This window comes from Streptomyces sp. NPDC041796, from assembly GCF_055590785.1.
The window spans coordinates 145141-169712 of sequence record NZ_JBVJAH010000007.1; the positions used below are offsets into that span (position 1 = coordinate 145141).

The 24572-nt window shown below is 72.6% G+C and carries 21 protein-coding genes; 9 read left to right on the forward strand and 12 right to left on the reverse strand.

The window, feature by feature from the left end; translation table 11 throughout:
- Window positions 1-115: 115 nt before the first annotated feature.
- Entirely contained in the window at window positions 116-967 is an 852-nt protein-coding gene (locus ACZ6C1_RS16225) for a hypothetical protein (protein WP_469241488.1), read from the reverse strand.
- A gap of 5 nt (window positions 968-972) precedes the next feature.
- Window positions 973-1578, reverse strand: a complete 606-nt coding sequence (locus tag ACZ6C1_RS16230; protein WP_469241490.1) for a papain-like cysteine protease family protein — start codon at window positions 1576-1578, stop codon at window positions 973-975.
- A 223-nt stretch (window positions 1579-1801) separates the two neighbouring features.
- On the opposite strand from ACZ6C1_RS16230, the gene ACZ6C1_RS16235 reads away from it, so the two are divergent.
- Window positions 1802-2740, forward strand: coding sequence for a hypothetical protein (locus ACZ6C1_RS16235; protein WP_469241492.1), 939 nt, complete (start codon window positions 1802-1804; stop codon window positions 2738-2740).
- A gap of 108 nt (window positions 2741-2848) precedes the next feature.
- Here the strand turns inward: ACZ6C1_RS16235 and ACZ6C1_RS16240 are convergent, their stop codons facing one another.
- Window positions 2849-3277, reverse strand: a complete 429-nt coding sequence (locus ACZ6C1_RS16240) for a Rieske (2Fe-2S) protein (protein ID WP_469241494.1) — start codon at window positions 3275-3277, stop codon at window positions 2849-2851.
- Between the two features lie 666 nt (window positions 3278-3943).
- On the opposite strand from ACZ6C1_RS16240, the gene ACZ6C1_RS16245 reads away from it, so the two are divergent.
- Complete coding sequence (locus ACZ6C1_RS16245) at window positions 3944-5206, forward strand: PfkB family carbohydrate kinase (RefSeq protein ID WP_469241496.1); 1263 nt, start codon at window positions 3944-3946, stop codon at window positions 5204-5206.
- A 230-nt stretch (window positions 5207-5436) separates the two neighbouring features.
- On the opposite strand, the gene uvrA is transcribed toward ACZ6C1_RS16245, so the two are convergent.
- Window positions 5437-8433 (reverse strand): excinuclease ABC subunit UvrA, encoded by a 2997-nt coding sequence (gene uvrA / locus ACZ6C1_RS16250; RefSeq protein ID WP_469241498.1) that lies wholly within the window; start codon window positions 8431-8433, stop codon window positions 5437-5439.
- 191 nt (window positions 8434-8624) lie between these two features.
- On the opposite strand from uvrA, the gene ACZ6C1_RS16255 reads away from it, so the two are divergent.
- From ACZ6C1_RS16255 to ACZ6C1_RS16265, 3 genes are all read left to right on the forward strand, one after another.
- A complete protein-coding gene (locus ACZ6C1_RS16255) occupies window positions 8625-9308 on the forward strand; it encodes a maleylpyruvate isomerase family mycothiol-dependent enzyme (RefSeq protein WP_469241500.1) in 684 nt (227 codons plus the stop codon).
- A 9-nt stretch (window positions 9309-9317) separates the two neighbouring features.
- On the forward strand, window positions 9318-9974 hold the full coding sequence (locus ACZ6C1_RS16260) for an MBL fold metallo-hydrolase (protein ID WP_469241502.1): 657 nt from the start codon (window positions 9318-9320) through the stop codon (window positions 9972-9974).
- 108 nt (window positions 9975-10082) lie between these two features.
- Window positions 10083-11366, forward strand: coding sequence for an MFS transporter (locus ACZ6C1_RS16265; protein WP_469241910.1), 1284 nt, complete (start codon window positions 10083-10085; stop codon window positions 11364-11366).
- A 12-nt stretch (window positions 11367-11378) separates the two neighbouring features.
- On the opposite strand, the gene ACZ6C1_RS16270 is transcribed toward ACZ6C1_RS16265, so the two are convergent.
- From ACZ6C1_RS16270 to ACZ6C1_RS16295, 6 genes are all read right to left on the reverse strand, one after another.
- The gene (locus tag ACZ6C1_RS16270; protein ID WP_469241504.1) at window positions 11379-11681 is read right to left on the reverse strand and encodes a hypothetical protein; all 303 of its coding nucleotides are present in this window, start codon (window positions 11679-11681) and stop codon (window positions 11379-11381) included.
- Between the two features lie 140 nt (window positions 11682-11821).
- Complete coding sequence (locus ACZ6C1_RS16275) at window positions 11822-12820, reverse strand: TerC family protein (RefSeq protein WP_469241506.1); 999 nt, start codon at window positions 12818-12820, stop codon at window positions 11822-11824.
- Between the two features lie 245 nt (window positions 12821-13065).
- Window positions 13066-15054, reverse strand: coding sequence for a TerD family protein (locus ACZ6C1_RS16280; RefSeq protein ID WP_469241508.1), 1989 nt, complete (start codon window positions 15052-15054; stop codon window positions 13066-13068).
- Between the two features lie 107 nt (window positions 15055-15161).
- Window positions 15162-15740: a TerD family protein gene (locus tag ACZ6C1_RS16285; protein WP_469241510.1), complete on the reverse strand. Its 579-nt coding sequence runs from the start codon at window positions 15738-15740 to the stop codon at window positions 15162-15164.
- Window positions 15741-15877: 137 nt separating this feature from the next.
- Window positions 15878-18028, reverse strand: coding sequence for an excinuclease ABC subunit UvrB (uvrB, locus tag ACZ6C1_RS16290; protein WP_469241512.1), 2151 nt, complete (start codon window positions 18026-18028; stop codon window positions 15878-15880).
- 79 nt (window positions 18029-18107) lie between these two features.
- Complete coding sequence (locus tag ACZ6C1_RS16295; RefSeq protein ID WP_469241514.1) at window positions 18108-18980, reverse strand: MHYT domain-containing protein; 873 nt, start codon at window positions 18978-18980, stop codon at window positions 18108-18110.
- Between the two features lie 262 nt (window positions 18981-19242).
- Between ACZ6C1_RS16295 and ACZ6C1_RS16300 the strand changes: the two genes are divergently transcribed.
- Both ACZ6C1_RS16300 and ACZ6C1_RS16305 read left to right on the forward strand, forming a co-directional pair.
- The gene (locus ACZ6C1_RS16300) at window positions 19243-19785 is read left to right on the forward strand and encodes a methylated-DNA--[protein]-cysteine S-methyltransferase (RefSeq protein ID WP_469241516.1); all 543 of its coding nucleotides are present in this window, start codon (window positions 19243-19245) and stop codon (window positions 19783-19785) included.
- Between the two features lie 89 nt (window positions 19786-19874).
- Window positions 19875-21158 (forward strand): MFS transporter, encoded by a 1284-nt coding sequence (locus ACZ6C1_RS16305; RefSeq protein ID WP_469241912.1) that lies wholly within the window; start codon window positions 19875-19877, stop codon window positions 21156-21158.
- A 74-nt stretch (window positions 21159-21232) separates the two neighbouring features.
- On the opposite strand, the gene ACZ6C1_RS16310 is transcribed toward ACZ6C1_RS16305, so the two are convergent.
- A complete protein-coding gene (locus ACZ6C1_RS16310) occupies window positions 21233-21589 on the reverse strand; it encodes a cupin domain-containing protein (RefSeq protein ID WP_469241518.1) in 357 nt (118 codons plus the stop codon).
- Between the two features lie 335 nt (window positions 21590-21924).
- Between ACZ6C1_RS16310 and ACZ6C1_RS16315 the strand changes: the two genes are divergently transcribed.
- Together ACZ6C1_RS16315 and ACZ6C1_RS16320 are read left to right on the forward strand one after the other, a co-directional pair.
- Window positions 21925-22833, forward strand: coding sequence for a pseudouridine-5'-phosphate glycosidase (locus ACZ6C1_RS16315; RefSeq protein WP_469241520.1), 909 nt, complete (start codon window positions 21925-21927; stop codon window positions 22831-22833).
- Window positions 22830-23798 carry a carbohydrate kinase family protein gene (locus tag ACZ6C1_RS16320; RefSeq protein ID WP_469241522.1) on the forward strand — a complete coding sequence of 323 codons (969 nt, stop codon included), beginning with the start codon at window positions 22830-22832 and terminating at the stop codon, window positions 23796-23798. Before ACZ6C1_RS16315 ends, ACZ6C1_RS16320 begins: the two co-directional genes overlap by 4 nt.
- Here ACZ6C1_RS16320 and ACZ6C1_RS16325 read toward each other — a convergent pair.
- Window positions 23795-24427 (reverse strand): nucleoside/nucleotide kinase family protein, encoded by a 633-nt coding sequence (locus tag ACZ6C1_RS16325; protein ID WP_469241524.1) that lies wholly within the window; start codon window positions 24425-24427, stop codon window positions 23795-23797. The genes ACZ6C1_RS16320 and ACZ6C1_RS16325 overlap by 4 nt on opposite strands.
- Between the last annotated feature and the right edge of the window lie 145 nt (window positions 24428-24572).

The window sequence follows — 24572 nt, forward strand, 5'->3', positions numbered from 1 at the left end:
TCCCCCCCCCCACCCCCCCCGCGCCCCCCCCCCCCGCCCCCCCTCCGCCCCCCCCCCCCCCCCCCCCCGGGGTGGGTGGCCCGGCCGGACACCGGGCCCGCGGGTGGGGTGGGGCTCAGCCCCGGCGGCGACGCAGCCGCAGGGCGCCGGTCAACGCGAGGGCCGCGGCGGCCAGGGCGGCGGCCCGGACGGTCCCGGCGGTTCCGCCGGTCCCGGCCGCCCAGACGGCCCCTCCGGCCCCTCCGGCCCCGGGGTGCGGTGCCCGGGCGGGCGCCGGGGCCCCGGCGAGGGCCGGGCCGGCGGACGCGGGCGGGCCGGGTGCGTCCGGTACCGCGCCGGCGGGCCCTCCGTACCCGCCGGCGCCGCCCTTGTGCGCGTACGCCGTGCCGGGGATCTTGTCCCCGTACGCCGCCGCCACCCTGTCCCGGTAGGCGGCGAGCGTGGTGCCTCGGGAGCCCACCGCGCGTACCGCGTCCTCGTCCAGCGGGAGAACCTCGCCGCCCTTGTGGACGTACCAGGCGTCGATCTGGGGTTCCCGGAACACCGTCCCGCCGGCCAGGCGGCGGGCGCCCTCCTTCGCGTACCGGACCTCGTCGTCGCCGGTCGCGATGTTCACCACCTGCCAGCCCTTCGCGCCCTGGCGGGCGGTCCACACCGACGCCTTCTGTCCGTCCGAGGACACCGCCCCGGCGGCGTGGAACTCGACGCGGGCGACCGGCGCCCCCTTCCTGCCCGCCACGAAGTCCGGCGACAGGACGCGTACCGGGACCGTGGGGCCCTCGATACGGGGCTGGGCGGCGGCCCGCGTCACGGCGCCGTCGCGGGCGAAGAACCGGGAGAGCGTGTCGAGGGTGGCGGGTGCGGTGACCGCCGCCCCCGGGGTGTCGGCGGCGGTGGCCGTGGGGGCGGCCAGAAGCAGCAGGGCGGGGGTGAGCGCGGCTGCTGCCAGGAGACGGCGTGGGGTCATGGCGCTCACGCCCCTATCCGGTAGAGCGAGTGCGTCCAGGAGAAGGAGTCGTTGTCGACGTACCAGGCGTGCGACGCCCAGTTGTAGCGGTCGCTGGAGGGCCATGGATCGCCCCAGTACACCCAGCTGTTGGCGTCGTCGTACCCGTGGATGACATGCATGTGTCCACCGCCGCTCGCCCACTGGATACGGGTTTCGACGGGACGGTTCGCGTTGATCTCGGTCTGGACGGTGGAATAGCGCAGCCAGCCGTCGACGTACGAGCCCGGGCTGACGCCGGCCCAGCGCAGCCCGTTCTGGACGTTGCCGAGAGTCGCCTGCCAGTTCGGGCAGTCGTAGCCCTGCTGCCGGTTGAAGGCGGCGTTGCAGAACTGGTTCTGGGAGTAGGAGCGGCCGAACCAGGTGGCGATGGTGTTGCCACCGGCGGCCCAGCACCAGTTGGTCTTCGCCTGCGCCTGCATGGTGATGTTCAGGCGCTTGGCGGCGAGTGCCGTCGCGGAGTGGTCCTCGGCGGTGGCGGCGGTCACCGGGAGGAGGGTGGTCGTGGCGGCGAGGAGCACCCCGAGGACGAACTGCCTTGTCCGTCCCGGGGAGTTGTTCGGGTTGCGCATCGCGTTCCTCCGACTGGGGATGTGGGGAGGGAGGATCGCGTCCGGACGCTGCTGGGAGCATCGATCGTTGTCGGTGGCAGGTCAACACGCTTCAATGCGGGGTGACACCGCGCTGTGAACGCCACTGGTTGACGAGTGAACGGATCCCCGCCCCCACCAGCCCGCCCGTCGCCACCGGCCCGGAGTCGTACCGCCCCGTCGTGAACGTTCACCGAGGACTCCCATGGCACACACCGAGACCGACCTGGCGCAGATCCTGCACACCGGCCCGTTCCACCTGGCGCTGCGCGCGGCCCTGGCGGTGCGCGGGCTGCCGCTCCAGCGGGTGCAGCACCATCTGGCGCACCGCGGTATCAAGGTCGGCGTGACCAGCCTCTGCTACTGGCAGCAGGGTGCCCGCCGTCCACAGCGGCCGGAGTCACTGAAGGCGGTGCGGGCCCTGGAGGAGCTGCTCCAGCTGCCCGGCGAGTCGCTGATCCGGCTGCTCGGCGACCCGGTCGCGGGCACGGAGGGACCGGCTGCTCGGGCACGGCCGGCGGCCCGTTCGTACCGCTCCCTGCTGGAGGTCTCCGGCGCGGTGGAGCAGCTGATCGCGGAACTGGAGGCGCCCGCGGACGGCGGGCTGCACACGGTGGGGCACCAGGAGCGGGTACGGATAGGCGCCCGGCGGGAGCTGGTCGGGCGGGAGTCGCAGCAGGTGGTACGGGCGCACCGGGACGGCGTCGACCGCTACCTGGCCATCCACCACGGGGACCCCGGCTGCGACCCGGAGCGGGTGGTCGTGCGAGCGGGCGAGAACTGCCGTACGGGACGGGTGCGGCGGCACGGGGGCACCGGCGTGGTGGTCGCGGAGCTGCTGTTCGACGCGCGGCTGCGGGCGGGCGAGACGTACCTCTTCGGGTACGGCTTCGAGGACGGCACCGGCGGGGTCAGCGGCGAGTACGTGCGCGGCTTCAGCTTCGCGGGCGGGCAGTACGTCCTCCAGGTGCGGTTCCACGAGGACGCCCTGCCGGTACGGTGCCGGCGTTTCGCGCAGACGGCGGCGGGCGCGCCGCGCGGTGCCCGCAGCGACCTGACGCTGAGCGGGCGCCACCGTACCGTTCACTTCGTGGAGCAGGGCGTCCGGCCGGGGATCCTGGGGATCGACTGGGACTGGGACTGATCGACTGGGTCTGAGACTGATCGACTGGGCCTGGGCCGGGGCCTTCCGGGGCCTGGGCCGGGGACTGGGCCGGGACAGGGGCCTACGGGGGCCTGGGACTGAGCGGGACTACGCGTCCGGGCCCGCGACCAGCCTGCCGCCGGTCACCCTGACCGGCACCTCGGGGAGAGCGGCGGTGGCCGGCCCCTTGAGGGCCTGGCCGGTGGTCACGTCGAAGCGGCTGCCGTGGCAGGGGCAGTTGCCCTCGGTTCCCTCGACCTTGTCGAACACGCAGCCGGCGTGGGTGCACTGGGCGCTGAACGCCTTGTACTGGCCCTTGGCGGGGCAACTCACCACGAGGCGCTGCTCACGGTAGAGCTTGGCGCCGCCGACGGGTACCGCGTCCGCGGCACCGAGGTCGACGGGAGCGGTCGGGGTGGGAGCCTTCGCGTGGCCGAGCTTCGACTCGGTGGAGCAGGCGGCAGCGCCGAGCCCGGCGGCACCGGCGAGTGCGGCACCTTTCAGCACGGTACGGCGGGCGGTCGGCTGGCCGGGCATGGGGGCTCCACGGTGGGCTGGGGGGTATCGGTGACGGAACCGACGATACCGGCGTAGATCGGCGGCCTTTCGCCGGGGTTCGGGGTGGGGGTGAGGGGCGAGTGCGGGTGTGGGGTTCGGAGGGCGGGGGTCGGGGGGCGGGGCGAGGGTGGGGTGCCTGGCGGGGCCTGGCGGGTGCGGGGCCGGGGGCCCGGTGCGGTTCGGGGGCGAGGGGTCGGGGTCGGGGCGAGGGCGGGGTGCCTGGCGGTGCGGGGGGGTTCAGGGCGGGGCGGGGGTCCGGCCGGGTCCGGCCGGGAGGCCTGGCGGGTGCGGGGCCGGGGTGCCCGGTGCGGTTCGGGGGGTGCCTGGCTGGTGCCGACCCGGGGCCGGTGGCGGGGGCGTGGCGGCGGGATCGGACCCAGGGGCCGGGGCGTACCCGGCGGGCGCGGGGGGCCGGCGGAGGCGAGCGTTCGGGCGCGGGGTGCCTGGCGGAGCGATCGGAGCCGGGGGTGGGGCCTGCCCGGCGGGCGGGCGGGCGGCCGGCCCGGGGCCTTGGGGGTACCTGGCGGGGGCGGGGCGTGGCCGGCGGAGGGCTCGGGCATGGGGGCGCGGGGGCAACGCGCGGGGCGGGGTTCGGCAGGGTTCCGGGGTGTCGTGGGGCGGGGCGCATGGGTTACGTTCGGGCTCGTGATCGTCGCCGCCGGAGAGTCCCTGATCGACCTCGTCCCCGACGCGCCGCCGGGGGCCGGGCCGCTGTCGGCCCTGGTCCCGCGCCGGGGAGGCGGCCCGTACAACACGGCGGTGGCACTGGGCCGGCTCGGCGCCGAGGCCGCCTTCTGTTCCCGGGTCTCCACGGACGCGTTCGGTGAGGCGCTGCTGGACGGGTTGCGGGCGGCGGGTGTCGCGACGGGGCTCGTACAGCGAGGCACCGAGCCGACGACGCTGGCGGTGGCCTCGGTCGGGGCGGACGGCTCGGCGGGGTACTCCTTCTACGCCGAGGGCACGGCCGACCGGCTCTTCGAGCTGCCCGAGCGGCTGCCCCTCGCGGTCCGGGCCATCGCCTTCGGCACCTGCTCGCTGGTGCTGGAGCCCGGCGCCGGCGCGTACGACGCGCTGCTGCGGCGGGAGGCGGGGCGCGGGGTGCTCACGCTGCTGGACCCGAACGTCCGGGCGGGGCTCATCCCGGACGCGGATGCCTACCGGGAGCGGTTCGTCGGCCGGCTGCCCCATGTGTCGGTACTGAAGCTCTCCGAGGAGGACGCCCGGTGGCTGGGCGGTTCGCCGGAGGAGTGGCTGGCGAAGGGGCCGTCCGCGGTGGTGCTGACCCGGGGCGCGGAGGGGCTGACGGTGTTCACGGGCGAGCTGACCGTGTCGGTGCCCGCGGTCCCGGTGGCGGTCGCCGACACCATCGGCGCGGGCGACACGGTGAACGCGGCGCTGCTGCACGGTCTGGGTTCCCGCGCTCCGTCCGACCTGGACGCCGCCGCCTGGACGGACCTGCTGTCCTTCGCGGCCCGCGCGGCGGCCGTCACCTGCTCCCGTCCGGGGGCGGAGCCGCCGTACGCCGCGGAGCTGGTGACGGCGGATTCCGTGGTGCCGTTGCACGGTGTCCCGACGCTCGTCTGCGTGCCCGACGGCCCGCCGCTGGACGGTCGGCAGGCCGCACTGGACCTGATCGGTGAGGCTCTGGGCCGGGCGGCGGAACTGGTCGCCGTGCCGGTGGAGCGGCTCGGTAAGGACTTCTTCTCGCTCGGCACGGGCCTGGCGGGCGAGGTCGCGCAGAAGTTCGCGGACTACCGGCTGCGGCTGGCGGTCATCGGGGACGTCTCCTCCCATGTGGCGGGGAGCACGTCGCTACGGGACTTCGTCCGTGAGGCCAACCGCGGCACCCACATCTGGTTCGCCGACACGTTCCCCACCCTCGCGGCCCGCCTGGCTCCCCGCCCCTAGGGCCACAGGGCAGCCGCGCCTCTGACGCCGTCCCCGTCGGCACGGGCGGTGCCCCAGGCCGCGACGCCGGGCCGGGGGCGTCCTCACGTGCGGCACACCGGGGCCGTCCGGCCGAGGTACCGCGCCCGCCGCGCGCCCGCCCGGTCCCCGGCCGCAGAATCGCACCGCCCCGGGCGTGAACCCGGGGCGGTGCGATGCCGGAGGCAGCCGGGACGGCCGGCCGTGACCGGTCAGGACTTGGCGGCGCGGGCCGTCTGCTTCTTCGGCTTCGTCGTCTTGGCCGTGGCCGTCTTGCGGGCCACGCCGTCCGCCGCCGAAACGGTCTTCTTGGCGGTCGTCCGCTTGCGCGCCGCCGGAACCGCCGGGGCCGCGTCGCTGATGCGGTCCGCGCCGAGGATGTCCCGGAGGAACTTGCCGGTGTGGCTGGCCGGGACGGCCGCGACCTGCTCGGGCGTGCCCTCGGCGACCACCAGGCCACCGCCGCTGCCGCCCTCGGGGCCCATGTCCACGACCCAGTCGGCCGTCTTGATGACATCCAGGTTGTGCTCGATGACGATCACCGAGTTGCCCTTGTCGACCAGGTTGGACAGAACCGTGATCAGCTTCGAGATGTCCTCGAAGTGGAGACCGGTGGTCGGCTCGTCCAGGACGTACACCGTGCGGCCCGTGGACCGCTTCTGCAGCTCGGACGCCAGCTTCACACGCTGCGCCTCACCACCGGAGAGCGTCGGCGCGGGCTGGCCGAGCCGGACGTACCCGAGGCCGACCTCGGTGAGGGTGCGCAGGTGGCGTGCGATCGTCGGGACGGCCTCGAAGAAGTCCAGGGCCTCCTCGATCGGCATGTCCAGCACCTCGGCGATGGACTTGCCCTTGTAGTGGACGTCCAGCGTCTCCCGGTTGTAGCGCGCCCCGTGACAGACCTCGCACGGGACGTACACGTCCGGCAGGAAGTTCATCTCGATCTTGATGGTGCCGTCACCGGCGCAGTTCTCGCACCGGCCGCCCTTGACGTTGAAGGAGAACCGGCCCGGAAGGTATCCCCGGACCTTCGCCTCCATCGTCTCGGCGAACAGCTTGCGGACGTGGTCGAAGACACCGGTGTACGTCGCCGGGTTGGAGCGTGGCGTGCGGCCGATGGGCGACTGGTCGACGTGGACGACCTTGTCGACCAGGTCGTCGCCGTCCACGCGCGTGTGCCGCCCGGGCACGGACTTGGCGCCGTTGAGCTCACGCGCCAGGTGGGTGTACAGGATGTCGTTGACCAGGGTCGACTTGCCCGAGCCGGACACACCGGTGACCGCCGTGAGGACACCGAGCGGGAAGGAGACGTCGATGTCCCGCAGGTTGTTCTCGCGGGCGCCGTGCACGGTCAGCCGGCGCGACGGGTCCACCGGGCGGCGGACGTCCGGGGTCGGGATGGACCGCTTCCCGGCCAGGTACTGACCGGTGATGGAGTCCTTGTTGGCCAGCAGCTGCTTCAACGGGCCGGAGTGCACGACCTTGCCGCCGTGCTCGCCCGCGCCGGGGCCGATGTCGACGACCCAGTCGGCCACCTTGATGGTGTCCTCGTCGTGCTCCACGACGATGAGCGTGTTGCCCATGTCACGCAGCCGAACCAGGGTCTCGATCAGCCGGTGGTTGTCGCGCTGGTGCAGGCCGATGGACGGCTCGTCCAGCACGTACAGCACACCTACCAGACCGGAGCCGATCTGGGTGGCCAGCCGGATGCGCTGGGCCTCGCCACCGGAGAGCGTGCCGGCGGCGCGGTTCAGCGACAGGTAGTCCAGGCCGACGTCGACCAGGAAGCGCAGCCGCTCGTTGACCTCCTTCAGCACCCGCTCGGCGATCTTCTTGTCGCGGGCGTTCAGCTTCAGCTCGCCGAGGAAGTCGGCGCACTCGCTGATGGACATCGCGGAGACCTCCGCGATGGACTTCTCCATGACCGTGACCGCGAGGACGATCGGCTTCAGGCGCGTGCCCTCACAGGTGGGGCAGGGCACCTCGCGCATATAGCCCTCGAAGCGCTCCCTGCTGGAGTCGCTCTCGGCCTCGCTGTGCCGCCGCTTGACGAAGGAGACGGCGCCTTCGAAGGCGGGGGTGGTGTACGCCCGCTCGCGGCCGTACCGGTTGCGGTAGCGGACCTCGACCTGGGTCTTGTGCCCGTACAGCAGCGCCTTCTTGGCGCGGGCGGGCAGCCCGGCCCAGGGGATGTCGGTGCGGAACCCGAGGGCCTGGGAGAGCCCGCCGATCAGCCGCCCGAAGTACTCCTTGGTGTGGCCGTGCGACCAGGGGTGGATGGCGCCCTCGTCGAGGGACCGCTCCTCGTCGGGGACGACCAGCTCCGGGTCGACCTCCATACGCGTGCCGATGCCGGTGCAGTCGGGGCAGGCGCCGAAGGGCGAGTTGAAGGAGAAGGAGCGGGGCTCCAGCTCCTCGAAGGACAGGTCGTCGTACGGGCAGTACAGGTGCTCCGAGTACATCCGCTCGCGCTCGGGGTCGTCCTCGGGGAGGTCGACGAAGTCGAGCACGACCATGCCGCCGGACAGGCCCAGCGCGGTCTCGACGGAGTCGGTCAGCCGCCGCTTGGCGCTGTCCTTGACCGTGAGGCGGTCGACGACCACCTCGATGGTGTGCTTCTCCTGCTTCTTCAGCGTGGGCGGCTCGGCCAGCTGGATGGTCTTCCCGTCCACCCGCGCCCGGCTGTAGCCCTTGGTCTGGAGGTCGGAGAACAGGTCGACGAACTCGCCCTTGCGCTCGCGCACCAGCGGCGAGAGCACCTGGAAACGGCTGCCCTCGGGCAGCTCCAGCACCCTGTCGACGATGGCCTGCGGCGACTGGCGGGAGATGGGCCGGTGGCACTCCGGGCAGTGCGGCTTGCCGATGCGCGCGAAGAGGAGACGCAGGTAGTCGTAGACCTCGGTGATGGTGCCGACCGTGGAGCGCGGGTTGCGCGAGGTGGACTTCTGGTCGATCGAGACGGCCGGGGAGAGGCCCTCGATGAAGTCCACGTCCGGCTTGTCCATCTGGCCGAGGAACTGCCGGGCGTAGGAGGAGAGCGACTCGACGTACCGGCGCTGCCCCTCGGCGAAGATCGTGTCGAACGCGAGGGAGGACTTGCCCGACCCGGAGAGCCCGGTGAAGACGATGAGGGAGTCACGCGGGAGGTCGAGCGAGACGTTCTTCAGATTGTGCTCGCGCGCGCCACGGACGATGAGACGGTCGGCCACGCCGGTCCGCACCTTTCTTGAGAGAAGCGGGGGCACAGCCCCCGTCCCAGACTGTTCAAGCCTACGGGGGGCCGCCAAATGGATGTCTGTCTTTCAAGGATGCCTCCACCGAGCGTATAGCACGCGCATTCGATTTCCGGCCTCGCGCTGCCACCTTCACCCGATCGTGTGGCGGCGCTAGGGTCAGCAGCATGATCGACCATGCGCATGACCTGGCCTCTGTACGTGAGGCGACCGACCGGCTGCTCACCGCCGCCGCCAAACTCGACGACGCCGCCGTCGCCGCGCCGTCCCGGCTGCCGGGCTGGACCCGTGGTCACGTCCTGGCCCACCTCTCACGTAACGCCGACGCCCTCGTGAATGTTCTCCGGGGTCGCCCGATGTATCCCAGCGCGGAGGCGCGCGACGCCGACATCGAGCGCGACGCCCCCCGGCCCCTGGCCGCCCAGCTCGACGACGTCCGGGACAGCGCCGCCCGGTTCCAGGCCGAGGGCGACGCGCCGGCCGACTGGGACCGCACCGTGGAGCTGCGCAACGGAGTGACGGACCGGGCCGCACGGGTACCCTTCCGCCGTCTCGTCGAGGTGGAGCTGCACCACGTCGACCTGGGCATCGGCTATGAGCTGGAGGACCTGCCGCAGGAGTTCACGGAGCGCGAGATCGCGTTCCTGGCGGACCGCTTCACCGGCCATCCCACCGTGCCCCCGACCCGCCTCCTGGCCGCCGGCAAGGAGTGGCGCACGGGCGGCGGCGAGGGCGCCGAGGTGACCGTCTCCGGCCCGGCGCCGGACCTCGTCGGCTGGCTCGCGGGCCGCCGCGACGGGGCGGCCCTGGAGGTCACCGGCGGCCCCCTTCCCGTACTGCCCCCGCTATAGGCTGGGTTCATGACGTACAGCGGAGCGGTGAAGGTCGGCGGGCCCGCCGATGTGCACGAGCTGACGGACCTGATGGTCTCCAAGGTCGCGGTCGGGCCGATGGACAACAACTCCTACCTGCTGCGCTGCCGGGCCACCGGCGAACAGCTGCTGATCGACGCGGCGAACGAGCCCGCGACACTGCTCCGCCTGATCGGTGACGACGGCATCGCGTCCGTCGTCACCACCCACCGGCACCGCGACCACTGGGACGCGCTGGCCGAGGTGGTGGCGGCCACCGGGGCCCGTACGTACGCCGGGAAGTACGACGCCGAGGGCATCGACGTCACCACGGACGTCCCCGTCGACGACGGGGACACGATCCGGGTCGGCCGGGTGGAGCTCACCGCACGGCGGATGGTGGGGCACACCCCCGGTTCCATCGTGCTGATCTACGACGACCCGCACGGCCATCCGCACGTCTTCACCGGCGACTGCCTCTTCCCCGGCGGAGTCGGCAACACGTGGAAGGACCCCGACGCCTTCGCCAGCCTGATCCTGGACGTCGAGACCAAGCTGTTCGACGTCCTGCCGGACGAGACCTGGATCTACCCCGGCCACGGCAAGGACACCACGCTGGGCCAGGAGCGCCCGAAGCTTCCCGAGTGGCGCGAGCGCGGCTGGTAGACACTCCCGTACGCCTCCCCCGCGCCCCCGTAACCCAGGGGCGCGATGGGTAGTTGGCGCGGCATGCGCCACAGTCTTCATCCGGATACGCCCGCGCGTACCCCCTCCATGGTGCGGCTCGCCGCCGCCTCCCTCGCCGGCACGGCCGTCGAGTTCTACGACTTCTTCGTCTACGGGACCGCTGCCGCGCTGGTCCTGGGCCCGCTGTTCTTCCCGACCTTCTCGCCGCTCGCCGGAACGCTGGCGGCTTTCGGGACGTTCGCGGTCGGCTTCCTCTCCCGTCCGCTCGGGTCGGCGCTCTTCGGGCACATCGGTGACCGGTACGGGCGGCGTCCGGTGATGTTCGCCTCCCTGATCCTGACCGGCTCGGCGACCGTCGCGGTGGGGTGCGTGCCGTCGTACGCGACGCTCGGCGTGGCCGCTCCCGTGCTGCTGCTGGTGCTGAGGTTCCTCCAGGGGCTGGGGCTCGGCGGGGAGTGGGGCGGGGCGGTGCTGCTGACGGCGGAGCACGCGCCCGCGCGGCGGCGCGCGCTGTGGGCGAGCTTTCCGCAGATCGGCCCCTCGGTCGGGTTCCTGCTGGCGAACGGGGTGATGCTGGCGCTGTCGGCGGGGCTGAGCGACGCCCAGTTCCGGGAGTGGGGGTGGCGCGTGCCGTTCTGGGCGGCGGGGCTCCTGGCGGCCGGTGGGCTGCTGCTGCGCACCTCGCTGACGGAGACGCCCCAGTTCCGCGAGCTCGCCGAGAGCGGGAAGCGCGCGGCCTCCCCGCTGGTGGAGGTGGCGCGGGACCACTGGCGGCTGGTGCTGCTGACGGCGGGCGCGCTGGCGGTCGGGTACGCGATCTTCTACGCGGTGTCCACGTGGGCGCTGGCGTACGGCACCGAACAGCTCGGCGTGAGCCGCACGGTGATGCTCGGCTGCATCATGGCGGCGGTGGCGATCAAGGGGGTGGTCACCCCGTTCGCCGCGATGCTGGGCGACCGTTACGGGCGGCGGCCGATGTGCCTGATCGGCTGCGCGGCCGCCGCTCTGTGGATGTTCCCGATGGTGGGGCTGCTCCACACGGCGCGGCCACTGCTGATGTTCCTGGGCTTCACGGGCGCGCTGCTGGCGTTCATCACGATGTTCGCCGTGGTCGCCGCGTACCTGCCGGAGCTGTACGAGCCGAGGGTGCGCTGCACCGGCGCGGCCGTCGGCTACAACCTGGCGGGCGTCGTGGGTGGAGCGCTGACACCCCTCGTGGCGACGGCCTCGGCAGACGGCTCGGGGCCGCCATGGGGCGTTGCCGCGTACCTGACGGCGATCGCCCTGCTCAGTCTGGGCTGCTTCGCCCTGCTGCCGGAGACACTGCCCGAACCGGCCGTCGAACCGGCGAGGGAGTCGGCAGCCGTATGAGAGGTCCGGCAGTCAGCGCAGGCTGTCCTGCGCCACGAGGTCGCAATTGGTGAAGGACGGCGCTCGGGTGCAGAGGGCGGCGATCCGTTCGGCCATGTCCGTGGTCTCGGGGTCTTCGCTGTTACGCATGGCCTCCTCGTAGGAGTCGAACTGGATGACCACGAGGTAGCGGTCGGCGTTGTCCCGGTCCCGCAGCAGGAGGCGGTGGGTGGGACCGCCGGGCCGGCCCGACATGTCGGCCCTGCGCTGCTCCAGCAGCGCCTCCATGTCGTCGATGCGTTCGGTCTCGAAGTCGATGATCTGCGCGAACTTCATGCCGTTCTCCGCGTGCGCCGGGCCCCGGGGGTCGGGGCGCTCACCGTCAAAGCAAGCACCGGCCGGGGCGGCCCGCAATGCGGGCGCCCCGGCCGGTGCCGTTGCTCCGGTGCCGCGCCGGTGGCGTGGCGCCGCCCGGGTCAGGCCTCGACGCTGTCCTTCGGGGCCTTCTCGGCCCCTTCGGCGGCCTCGCGCTCCGCCTGCTTCTTGGAGGCGATCAAGCTGGTGATCGTGGTGATGATCAGGACACCGCAAATGACCGCGAGGGAGAACGGGATGGAGATCTCGGGCACGTGCACCTCGGACTCGTGCAGGGCGTGCAGCACCAGCTTGACCCCGATGAAGCCCAGGATCACCGACAGGCCGTAGCTCAGGTGGACCAGCTTCTTCAGCAGGCCGCCGATGAGGAAGTAGAGCTGCCGCAGACCCATGAGGGCGAAGGCGTTGGCGGTGAACACGATGTACGGGTCCTGGGTCAGGCCGAAGATCGCGGGGATGGAGTCCAGCGCGAACAGGACGTCCGTGGTGCCGATGGCGAGCATGACCACCATCAGCGGGGTCAGCACGCGCTTGCCGTTGACGCGGATGAAGAGCTTGGTGCCGTGGTACTTGTCGGCGACACCGAAGCGGTTCTCGATGGACTTGAGGAGGCGGTTCTCCTCGAACTCCTCTTCCGGCTCGTCGGCCCGGGCCTCCTGGATCAGCTTCCAGGCGGTGTAGATCAGGAACGCGCCGAAGATGTAGAAGACCCACGAGAAACTGGCGATGATCGCGGCGCCGGCGGCGATGAATATCGCGCGGAGCACCAGGGCGATCAGCACACCGATCAGCAGCACCCGCTGCTGCAGGTGGGTCGGCACCGCGAACTTCGCCATGATCAGGACGAAGACGAAGAGGTTGTCGACACTGAGCGACTTCTCGGTGATGAAGCCGGCGAAGAACTCGCCGGACGCCTGGGTCTCACCGAAGACGAACAGGCCGAGGCCGAACAGCGCGGCCAGGACGATCCAGACGACCGTCCAGATTCCGGCTTCCTTGACCGACACGTCATGGGGCTTGCGCCCGATGAAGAAGTCGACCGCGATCAGGGCGGACAGACCAAGAATGGTCGCCACCCACAGGCTCATTGAAACGTCCACTGCGCCTCCGGCGTCGTACGGCTACTGATCAGCGTCGTCGCTGCCGGAGGTCTCTTCCACCCGGGCGACCCGGCATCCGTCACCAGGTCAGACCACGGGCCGGCGCCCCGGGACCGGTCTTACGTCCGACCGTCCGTACTGACGGGCACGCCGCGCACGGGAGTACTCCCCTCCGCACCAAGAACGTTACCGTAAAGACCAAAGAAAGGTAAAGGGAAAAGTAAAAGAAACACCAAGTCCGCAGGTCAGCGACGCCAGTTGGTTCGGGCGCCGACCACCTGGGACAGGACCTGGTGCAGGACACCACTGCCCGGGGGCAGCCGAGGCGGCTCATAGGTCCAGGCGTGACCCACCCATGGGTCGGCCAGGTGGTCGTCCGGGACGGGCGTCAGGCGCAGCAGCGACCGCCAGAGGGGATCGAGCACCGGTCCGTAGGCACCGGCCTCCTCGCGGTCGGCGACCATCAGCAGATGGACGCCCACCGCCGGGCCCTCGTCCGCCAGGTAGCGCAGCTGGGTGACGGCCCGGTCGTCGAAGCCGTGCGGGAAGTCGTTGACGATCAGCAGTTGGTGCGCGGTGTCCAGGTCCGGCGGGAGCGCGTCGGTCGCACCGCCGCTGACGGCCATGCGCACCAGCTCCACCCGCTGCGTGAGACGCGTGAGGACCGAGGCCACTCCCGCCGCCCCGGTCGCCGGCGGCGCGGCGAGCACCCCGGAACCGGTCAGCGGGGCGAGCGAGGCGGCCGCCGAACCCGCCGGGTCGATGACGTGGACGGCGTACTCACCCACCGGGTGGACCGCCAGCAGCCGTGTCACGTGCAGGACGGCCGTGTCCATCGCCATCCGGCGCAGCTCGGCGTCGTCCGTCATGAGGGCGGCCTCGGAGCCGGAGCGGCCGCTGTCCACCCACAGGCCGCGCTCCAGCGGGAGCCGGACCAGCATCGGGATGCGCAGCTCGGGTCGCTCGGGGAGGTGGAGGTCACCGAGGCGCAACGCCATCGCGGACTCCCGGGGGACGCGGTAGCCGTGCCAGACCGGGTTGTCCCAGTCGGCGTACGCGACGGGAAGGGCGGGCGTGACGACCTCGGACTCGGCGGTGAGCTGCGCGAGGTCCCGGTCGAGCGCCTCACGCGCCCGGGCGGTCAGCTCGTCGCACTTCGCGCGGGCCGCCGCGCGGGCGGCGTCGCCGGCCGAGCCGATGCGGCTGCGCGGGTCGGACAGGACGCGGTCGAGCTCCTGGTCCATGCGGGACTCCGCGAAGTCGACGGCGCTGCGGTACGCGGCGGTCGTACGGGCCAGATCCTCGAACATGCCCCAGACCTGGTTGTACAGGCGCTCGTCCATGGTCCAGCCGGTGGCGTCCCCGGCGACCGGCGGAGCGGGCTGCCCAGCCTGTGCCGGGTGGGCGGGCGGTGGCGGAACGGCGGGCTGAGCCGCGGGCCGGCCCGTGTCGGCGCCCATGGGCGGCGGGGCGGCGGCCCTGCGGCGCGGGTGGGCGTAGTCGATGGGCCCGCCCGGCGTAGCCCCGGTGGTGGTGGCCGCGCCGGTGTCGGCGGCCAGGTCACCGGGGGCCGTTTCGCCGGGGCCCGTGGCGCCGGGCGCGCCGGACGCGGTCAGCGGGGCACTGTGCCGGGCACGGTCCCCCTCGGCGGTACGGGGCGGAGGTGCGGCCACCGACCGGGTCATCCCCGTCGCGACCGCTTCTTGAATGGTCGCCGCGAGGTCGGCGGCCCGGTCGAGGCCCTGGTCGGCGAGCATCGCGGCGAGCCCGCCCGCGTACCCCTGGCCGACGGCGCGCATCTTCCAGGCGCCCTGGCGGCGGTACAACTCCAGGGCGACGACGGCGGACTCGGTGTCCAGACCCGTCATGGTGTAGCCGGCGACCCCGGTGCCGTCCAGGGCGGTGACCGCCGCGAAAGGCGCCGCCACGGCACCGAACCGGGCCGGGCCGGCGGGACCGTCGGGCAGGGCGAGGAGCACCGTCACCCGGTGGACCGCCTCGGGCAGGGCGTCGAGATCCACGGCGAGCCGGTGCTCGGCGGCCGCCTGCCGGGACACTTCGAGGCCCGGCAGCGCGGGCGAGCCGGGGTGGGCGACCCACTCGGCGCCGGCGACCGTGCCGTTCTCGTCGCCGAGCGTGGCACCGGCGATGACCGGTGCGCCGGCCGTCACCCGGATCTCGAGTCGGGTGTGGGGAAGCGGATGGTTCTGTCCCCTGACCAGCTCGGCCGTCATGCCTGTGTCCCCTCGGTGCTGCGGTGCCTCGGTGGTGCCTCGGTGTGAACCGCAGCTCCCGGCGGCCTGGCCTCCGGGAGCTGCGGGTGTGTGCGTGTGCCGTGCGCCTACAGGTGCGGCAGGATGAACGGCATCAGGTCCTGGAACGTACGGCCGTTGGCCGAATTGCCCAGAGCCGTCATCTGCCAGCCCGTACCGGCCCGGTGCACCTTGGCCATGATCTGCGCGGTGTACTGGCCACCGCCGTCCAGGGTGTAGCGCGCGAGCTCCTGGCCGTTCGTCTCGTCGACGATGCGGCAGAAGGCGTTCTGGACCTCCTGGAACGTCTGGCCGGTGAAGGAGTTCACCGTGAAGACGATCTGGTCGATGTGGACCGGAACACGCTGCAGGTCGACGAGGATCGCCTCGTCGTCGCCGCCCTGTCCCGCGCCACCCACCAGGTTGTCACCGGTGTGGCGGACGGAGCCGTCGTCACTCACCAGGTGGCGGAAGAAGACCACGTCCACGGGCTGCTTCTCGGCGAAGAGCACCGCCGAGGCGTCCAGGTCGACCTCCCGGGTGCGAGAGCCGAACAGACCGCGACGCGGAGCCGCCTGCCACCCGAGCCCCATCCGCACCGCGGTGAGCGTACCCCCGTCGCTCTTCTGCAGGCTGATGGCCTGGCCCTTGGTCATGTTGACCGTCACGCGCTGTCCCCTCTCATTGCGTACTCCCGCGACCGTCTGAAGAGTGCGGTTGCCAGCACCCTACGCAGGGGCGGCGACATGACATCAGGCCAGGCCCGCTTTTGTGGCGGTGTTGCAACACACCGGCTGCCGCGGCGTCAGGCGATGCCCGCCTCCTTCATCTGCCGCAGCTCCTTCTTCAACTCGCTGACCTCGTCCCGCAACCGTGCCGCCACCTCGAACTGCAGCTCGGCCGCCGCCGCTCGCATGCGGTCGGTCATCTCCTCGATGATTCCGGCCAGTTCGGCCGCCGGGCGGTCGCTGACCAGCGCGCCCTTCGCGCCCGCCTTGCCTCCCTTGGCTCCTGCCCTGCCGCCCTGCGCGGCCTTGGAGCCGAGCGAGGGGACGGGGGCCTTGGCGCCCTTGCCGTCCTTGGACTGGCGGTAGCCGGTGCCGAGCAGTTGCTCGGTGTCGACCTCCTCGCGCGCGATGGTCGCGACGATGTCGTTGATCTTCTTGCGCAGCGGCTGGGGGTCGATGCCGTTGGCCTTGTTGTACGCGACCTGCTTCTCGCGCCGGCGGTTGGTCTCGTCGATGGCCTGCGCCATGGCCGGGGTGATGGTGTCCGCGTACATGTGGACCTGACCGGAGACGTTCCGCGCCGCGCGCCCGATGGTCTGGATCAGCGACGTGCCGGAGCGGAGGAAACCCTGCTTGTCGGCGTCGAGGATGGCCACGAGGGAGACCTCGGGGAGGTCGAGACCCTCACGGAGCAGGTTGATGCCGACCAGGACGTCGTACTCACCGGCCCGCAGTTCGCGCAGCAGCTCGATCCGGCGCAGGGTGTCGACGTCGCTGTGCAGGTAGCGGACCTGGATGCCCAGTTCCAGGAAGTAGTCGGTGAGGTCCTCGGCCATCTTCTTGGTGAGGGTGGTGACCAGAACCCGTTCGTCCCGCTCGGTGCGCAGGCGGATCTCGTGGACCAGGTCGTCGATCTGGCCCTCGGTGGGCTTGACGACGACCTCGGGGTCGACCAGGCCGGTGGGGCGGATGATCTGCTCGACGAAGCCGTCGGAGCGGGAGAGCTCGTACTGTCCGGGTGTGGCCGACAGGTAGACGGTCTGCCCGATCCGCTCCTGGAACTCCTCCCACTTCAGTGGCCGGTTGTCCAGCGCGGACGGCAGCCGGAAGCCGTGGTCGACGAGGGTGCGCTTGCGGGAGGCGTCGCCCTCGTACATGGCGCCGATCTGGGGCACGGTGACGTGCGACTCGTCGATGACGAGCAGGAAGTCCTCGGGGAAGTAGTCGAGGAGGGTGTTGGGCGGGGAGCCGGGCTCGCGGTCGTCGAAGTGCATCGAATAGTTCTCGATGCCGGAGCAGGAGCCGATCTGGCGCATCATCTCGATGTCGTACGAGGTGCGCATCCGAAGTCGCTGGGCCTCCAGCAGCTTGCCCTGCTTCTCGAGCTCGGCGAGGCGCTCCTCCAGCTCCCGCTCGATGCCGTTGATCGCCTTCTCCATGCGCTCCGTCCCCGCCACGTAGTGGCTGGCCGGGAAGACGTAGAGCTCCTGGTCGTCGCTGATGACCTCGCCCGTGAGCGGGTGGAGGGTGGACAGTGCCTCGATCTCGTCGCCGAACATCTCGATCCGGACGGCGAGCTCCTCGTAAACCGGGAAGATCTCGATGGTGTCGCCGCGCACGCGGAAGGTGCCACGGCTGAACGCCAGGTCGTTGCGGGTGTACTGGATGTCGACGAAGCGGCGCAGCAGCTGGTCCCGGTCGATCTCCTCGCCGACCTTGAGGGGCACCATCCGGTCGACGTACTCCTGGGGCGTACCGAGGCCGTAGATGCAGGACACGGAGGCCACGACCACGACGTCCCGGCGGGTCAGGAGCGAGTTGGTGGCGGAATGGCGCAGCCGCTCGACCTCCTCGTTGATCGAGGAGTCCTTCTCGATGTAGGTGTCCGACTGGGGTACGTACGCCTCGGGCTGGTAGTAGTCGTAGTACGAGACGAAGTACTCGACCGCGTTGTTCGGCAGGAGCTCGCGGAACTCGTTGGCCAGCTGGGCGGCCAGCGTCTTGTTCGGCGCCATCACGAGGGTGGGGCGCTGGAGCTGCTCGATCATCCAGGCGGTCGTCGCGGACTTGCCGGTGCCGGTCGCACCGAGGAGGACCACGTCCTTCTCGCCCGCGCGGATGCGCCGGGAGAGGTCGGCGATGGCCGTCGGCTGGTCGCCGCTGGGCTGGTAGGGGCTGACGACCTCGAAGGGCGCCACCGAGCGTTCGATCTTGGAAACGGGCCGCATGAATCCACCGTACGACCCGGCACTGACAGTCGGGGGCCGAGCGGGGGTACGAGCCGTCTCCGGGCGGTGTCCGCGACCGTCAGTGGTCGAGGCTGCGCTCCCGGCGGCGTGGCCGGCGGACCGGTGACCGGACGGCCGGCTCGGCGTAGGAGCGGCCCTGCCACGAGGCGGGCACGCCGGGGCGGCGAGGGGCCGGGAGTGCGGGCCGCTTCCGGGTTCGGTCGCCCATCACCAGGAGCGGGTCGAACATGACCACGACGCCGGCGAGGAGCAGGAACACCGCCGGACCGACCAGCATGGGGCCGAGGAGCGAGGTCGCGGTGTCGCCGCCCGTGGCGGGCCCGTCGCCGTGCAGGTGCACGCGGACCGCGGCCATGCCCGTGTAGTGCATCCCGGTGACCGCGACACCCATGCCCAGGCTGGCGCCGAGGCTGGGCAGGAAGCCGTGCACCGAGACGGCCGCCCACAGCGCGGAGGTCGCCGCCACGACCGCGATCACGACGGAGAGGGCGACGGTGGGGGTGTCGTACTGGAGCCGGCCGGGGAGGCGCATTCCGGCCATGCCCAGGTAGTGCATGGTGGCGATGCCCAGGCCGGTGAGGGTGCCGCCGGTGACCAGCGCCATGGCGGTGGCGCCCCGGTACCCGACGATGAAGATCCCGATGCCGACCATCACGATCGCCACGGCGAGGCTGGCGAACGTGATGGCGGGGTCGTAGCCCACCGGCGCCTCGTGGACGGTGAAGCCCATCATCGCGATGAAGTGCATGGTCCATATGCCCGAGCCGATGGAGGTGGCACCGAGGGCCAGCCAGCCGAGCCTGCGGATGCCGTGCCTGCCCAGCGACCTGATGGTGCAGCGCAGCCCGAGGGCGCCGCCCAGGCACGCCATGACAAAAGCGGCCACGGGAGTGACGAGGCCATAGCTGAATCCGTCGACTGTGCCCTGCATGCCCGTACGCCCTTCGCTCCTTGTGCCCCGCCGTCCGGGAGCCTCGCGCCCGAGCCGCGGCGCCGATGGTGCCATGTGTACCCGCTGGTACGGGGCCGAGGCTATGGCGCATCGACGACCGAACGAATATTTGCAAGGAGATGTGTCGACATAAGGGTTCCGGCGAGGCGGCCGGGGCCGACTCCCGCACATGACCCACACACTTTCGGCCGCTTCCCGCCGTGGCGGAGCGTTGTCAGTGGCCGGTCGTACGGTGGTCGGCATGGACAGCAACGGGCAGTTCGTGGAGTGGGCCGTCATGGGAAGCGACATCGGTCCGCTGTTGCTCGCAGCGACGGGCGAGGGCCTGGTGAGCGTGGTGTTCCACGCCGGCGACGCGGTGCGTGACCGGGCGCTGAAGCGGCTGGAGGGGCAGCTCGGCGCGGAGCTGGTGGAGAGCGCCACGGGGCGGCTGAGCGAGCCGATACGCGCGTTGGAGGCGTACTTCAGCGGTGGGCTGCGGGAGTTCGGACTGCGGCTGGACTGGTCGCTGACCGCCGGGTTCAACCGGCAGGTGCTGCGAGAGCTGGCCACCGGGGTGCCGTACGGCACGGTCGTCGGGTACGGGGAGCTGGCCGGCCGGGTGGGGCAGCCCGGAGCGGCGCAGGCGGTGGGTGCCGCAATGGGCGCCAATCCGCTGCCGGTGGTGGTGCCGTGCCACCGGGTGGTGGAGAGTGACGGGGGGATCGGCGGATTCGGTGGAGGACTGGAGACCAAGCGCCGGCTGCTGGCGCTGGAGGGGGTGTTGCCGCAGCCGCTGTTCTGACACCTCTCCGACCACTTTTCCGATCATGTAAGGGGTGGCACACTTCTCCGGTGACTACAGACCCCGACATATCCGGGACCTCAGGGCCGGTGACGACGCCTCCTTCCGGTGCCGGTGGCGCCGCCGCGGGCTCGACGTCCGTCGTGCCCGCCGATCTGCCCGCCCTCCGGCGGCGGATCTCGGCCGTCCTCATCGCCGGCCAGATCCTGGGCGGGCTGGGGGTGGCGACCGGGATCGCACTCGCCTCCGTGCTGGCCCAGGAGGTGAGCGGCACGGAGGCGCTGTCGGGGCTGGCGCCGACCGCCACCGTCGCCGGGACGGCGTTGCTGTCCATGCCGCTGGCCGCGCTGATGACCTCGCGGGGACGGCGGCCCGGGCTGGTCCTGGCGTATGTGATCGGGGCTGCCGGGGCGGGTGTGGTCGTGCTGGCCGCGGTCATCGGGAGCTTCCCGCTGCTGCTGGCCGGGATGGCGGGGTTCGGTGCCGGGTCGTCGGCCAACCTCCAGGCGCGGTTCGCCGCTGCGGACCTGGCGGAGCCGGAGCGACGCGGGCGGGCCATCTCCACCGTGGTGTGGGCGACGACCATCGGGGCCGTACTGGGCCCGAACATCGCCGCACCGGCCGGGCGGAGCGTGTCCGGGCTCGGGATACCGGAGGCGGCCGGGCCGTTCCTCTGGGCTGCCGGGGTGTTCCTGGTGTCGGCGGCGGTGGTCGCGGTCCTGCTGCGGCCCGATCCGTTGCTGACCGCGCGAGCGCTGGCGGCCGGCACCGAGGAGGCCGACCGGCCCGAGGGCCGGTCTCTGCGGGCCGGTGTGCGGGCGGTGCGGGAATCGCCGCGCGCGCGGCTGGCGCTGGTCACCGTGGCGGTCTCGCACACCGCGATGGTCTCGATCATGTCGATGACCCCGGTGGCGCTCAGCCACCACGGGGCGGGCATCACGCTGATCGGGCTCGTCATCAGCGGTCACATCGCGGGCATGTACGCGTTCTCACCCGTGATGGGCTGGCTGTCGGACCGTCTCGGCCGGCTGTCCGTGATCGGTCTGGCCGTGGGTCTGCTGGCCGTCGCCGCACTCCTGGCCGGCACGGCCGGGGCGAGCCACGGGCAGACCGCGGCGGGGCTGTTCGTGCTGGGGCTCGGCTGGTCCGCGGGGCTGGTCTCCGGCTCCGCGCTGCTGACCGACTCCGTGCCGCAGGCCGCCCGCGCCGCCGTGCAGGGTCTGTCGGACCTGACCATGAACACGGCGGCGGGCGTCGGCGGGGCGGCCGCCGGCCTGGTCGTCGCCCAGGCGGGGTACGGCTGGCTGAACGCGGTCGGGGCGCTGCTGCTGCTCCCGCTGGCCGCTCTGGCGCTACGGGGGAAGCGCGGCTGACACGACCGGGCGGCCCGGCCGGGCGGGCGGCGGGCCCGCTCCGGGCGCCGGGTACGGCCTCGGGCGCCGGGGCGTCAGAGGCAGATGTGGTACGCCTTGCGCAGGGTCTCGTGCACCGTCCAGGTCGTACGGTCTCCCTCGCGCAGCACGCACGCGTCGCCCGGGCCGAGCTCCAGGGTGTCGCCGCCCTCGACCTCCACGGTGGCGCGCCCGCTGACGACCACGAACAGCTCGTTCGCCTCGGTGTCGGTCACCACGCCCGGCGTGATCTGCCAGATGCCGCGAAGCTGCGTCCCGTCGGCCGACTCCCAGAGCACCTTGCCGGACACCACCGGGTCGCCGGAAACGATCTGGTCCGGGTCGAGGGGCTCGGGCTCCAGCTCGGCGTCGGGTATGTGCACGGCAAAGGAAGGTCGCTCAAGGGTCGTCATGGCCGGTGACTGTAGCGGGGCCCTGCGGCCACCTCGCGACCGGCTCGGGACGGAAACCACCGTCACCAAGCCCGGTGCCGTGGCATCGGGGCCGTAACGGGGCGCCGGGGCCGTGCCCGTGGCACCGGGGCTGTGCTCGTGGCGCCGAGGCCGTGGTGCGGGGCCCTGCACGGAGCCGCGCCGTGGGCCGAGGCCGCGGCGCCGGGGTCTGGGGGCGGAGGCCGCGGCGCCGGGGCCTGGGGGCGGAGGCCGCGGCGCCGGGGTCTGGGGGCGGCGGGTCCATCTGCCGCCCGTCCGGACGTTTGCGCGGGCCGCCGCCGCGCCAGGGATGGGACATGCCGGAGACCACAGTGACGTTGTCGGAAGAGGTACGGGAGGCGCTGGCGGCGCGCCGGCCCGTTGTCGCCCTGGAATCGACGATCATCGCGCACGGCCTGCCCCGCCCGCGGAACCTGGCCGTGGCGGAGGAGTTGGAGGCCCTCGTCAGAGCCGGTGGAGCCGTTCCCGCCACGGTCGCCGTGCTGGACGGCGTGGCGCGCGTCGGGTTGGACAAGAAGCAGCTCGAGCGGGTCGCGGCCGATCCCGGCGTACGCAAGCTGGGCCATCGCGACCTGGCGCCCGCCCTGGCGGCGGGGGCGAGCGGTGCGACGACGGTCTCGGCGACGGCGTTCCTGGCGGCGCGGGCGGGCATACGGGTCTTCGCGACCGGTGGGCTCGGCGGCGTGCACCGTGAATGGGCGCTGACGCAGGACGAGTCGGCGGACCTGCGGCTGCTGGCGCGGACACGGATCACCGTGGTGTGCGCGGGGGTCAAGTCGATCCTGGACGTGCCCGCGACACTCCAGCGGCTGGAGACGCTGGGCGTGGGGATCCTCGGGTACGGGACGGAGTACTTCCCCGGTTTCTACCTGGCCTCCTCCGGCGAGCCGGTCGACTGGACGGTGCGGTCCCCGGAGGAGGTGGCGGCGGTGATACGGGCGCAGGAGACCCTGGGCGGCCCGGAGGCGGCGCTGATCGTCGCCAATCCGGTGCCGGAGGACGAGCAGCTGGACCCGGAACTCCACGACCGGGTGCTGGCACGGGCGCTGGAGGAGTGCCGGGAGCGGGGGGTCACCGGGCAGGCGGTGACGCCGTTCCTGCTGGAGTACCTGATGCGGCACACCGACGGGGCGTCCCTGGAGGCCAACCTGGCAGCGGTGCGGGGCAATGTGCGGCTGGCGGCGCGTATCGCGGCCGCGCTGTGAGCGGCGCGCTGCTCGTGGTCGGGGACGTGGTCACCGACGTGGTGGCCCGGCACCGTGCGCCGCTCGCCCCGGCGACCGACACGGCCGCCGAGATCCGGACGCTGCCGGGCGGGGCGGGGGCGAACGTGGCGTGCTGGGCGGCGTGTTGGGGCAGCACGGACGTGCGGATCCTGGCGCGGGTGGGCACCGACTGGGCGGCCTGGCACGAGGAGCGGCTGCGGCGAGCGGGGGTGCGGCCGTTGCTGGTACGGGATCCTGGCGCGCCGACCGCGACGGTGGTCGCGCTGGTGGACGCGGCCGCCGAGCGGACGTTCCTCACGGACAGCGGCGCGGCCCTGCGGCTGGAGGCTGGCGACTGGTCGCCAACTCTGCTGGACGGGGTGTCCCATCTGCACCTGTCCGGGTATCTCTTTTTTGCCGGGACCAGCCGCGAGACGGCGCGGCTGGCCCTGGCGACAGCACGGGAGCGGCGCGTGCGGGTGAGCGTGGACCCGGCGTCAACCGGGTTCGTCTCGGAGCTCGGCGTGGACCCGTTCCTGGCGGCGCTGGAGGGCGTGGAGCTCCTCCTGCCCAATGCCGATGAGGCGGCGCTGCTGACGGGCCTGGCCGACCCGGTGGAGGCGGCAGCCGCGCTGAGTCGCCGTTTCTCGCTCGTCGTGGTGACGACCGGCGCCGCAGGAGCCCTGGTCGCCGAGTCGGGGCGGGTCGTCGCGCGGGTCGGGGCCCCGGTGGTCCGGGCGGTCGACTCCACGGGCGCGGGCGACGCGTTCACCGGCGCTCTCCTGGCGGCGCTGCTGTCGGGTGCGGACCCGGTCACGGCGGCGGAGGCGGGCTGCCGCGCCGGGGCCATGGCGGTCACGGTGCTGGGCGGCCGCCCGACGGCGGGTGACGAGGGCGGGACGGCCGGGGACCCGGCTGCGGGCCAGGGCCCTCGAGCGCGGCATGATCCGAAAGACACGTCCTAGGGCAGGTCCGTCCAGGCCGGGTGGCGGGGGTCGTCGGTGCGGACGACGACGTCGGCCGTGTCCGTGGGGGTGACCTCGGCCTCGTACCGTTCGAAGGCCGGGAGCGTCCACGGCTGCTCGGTGCGGCGGGCCAGCGCGCCCGGTGAGAGGCGCAGGTGAACCGTGAGGTCGAAGGGGAACCAGTGGCCGAGCAGGAACGGCCCGTGCAGGACCAGTACCCCACCCGGGGCCAGCGTCCGGTAGGGGCTGCGGGTCGCCCGGTCCGTGGCGGGGTCCCACAGGTCGGGCAGCACCCGCCCGCTGCCGTCCGGCTCGAGTGGCCCGAACACCTCCCGCCACAGGGCGCCGGTGTCGAACCAGCTGCTGTAGTACGAGTCGGCGTCTTCCTTGCCGTACTCGTACCGCAGCGACGCCGGCCGCAGGAACCCCTCCGTTCCCACCGTCATCACCGCCCGCCCGCGCAACCGCAGAGCGTCCGCCAGCAGCCCGGCCGGGTGGGCGGGCCGGGCGGCGGGCGCCCCGTCGACGGCGACCTTCAGCCACGGCCCCCCGTCCGCCGGGCTCAGCCCGTCCACGTGCGTGGCGAGGGCGTCGGCAAGGCGTTCCCAGGTGATCGGTTCGAATTTCACGCCCTCATGCTGCCCCAGCAGACCGAGGGCGTGACCTTCCTGGGGGTAGGCGCGAGCGTCGACTCACTCGGCCCCACCTGCGGGCGCTCCCCCACCTGCGGGCCGGCGCTCCCCCACCTGCTGCGGGCCGGCGCTGTCCCGACCC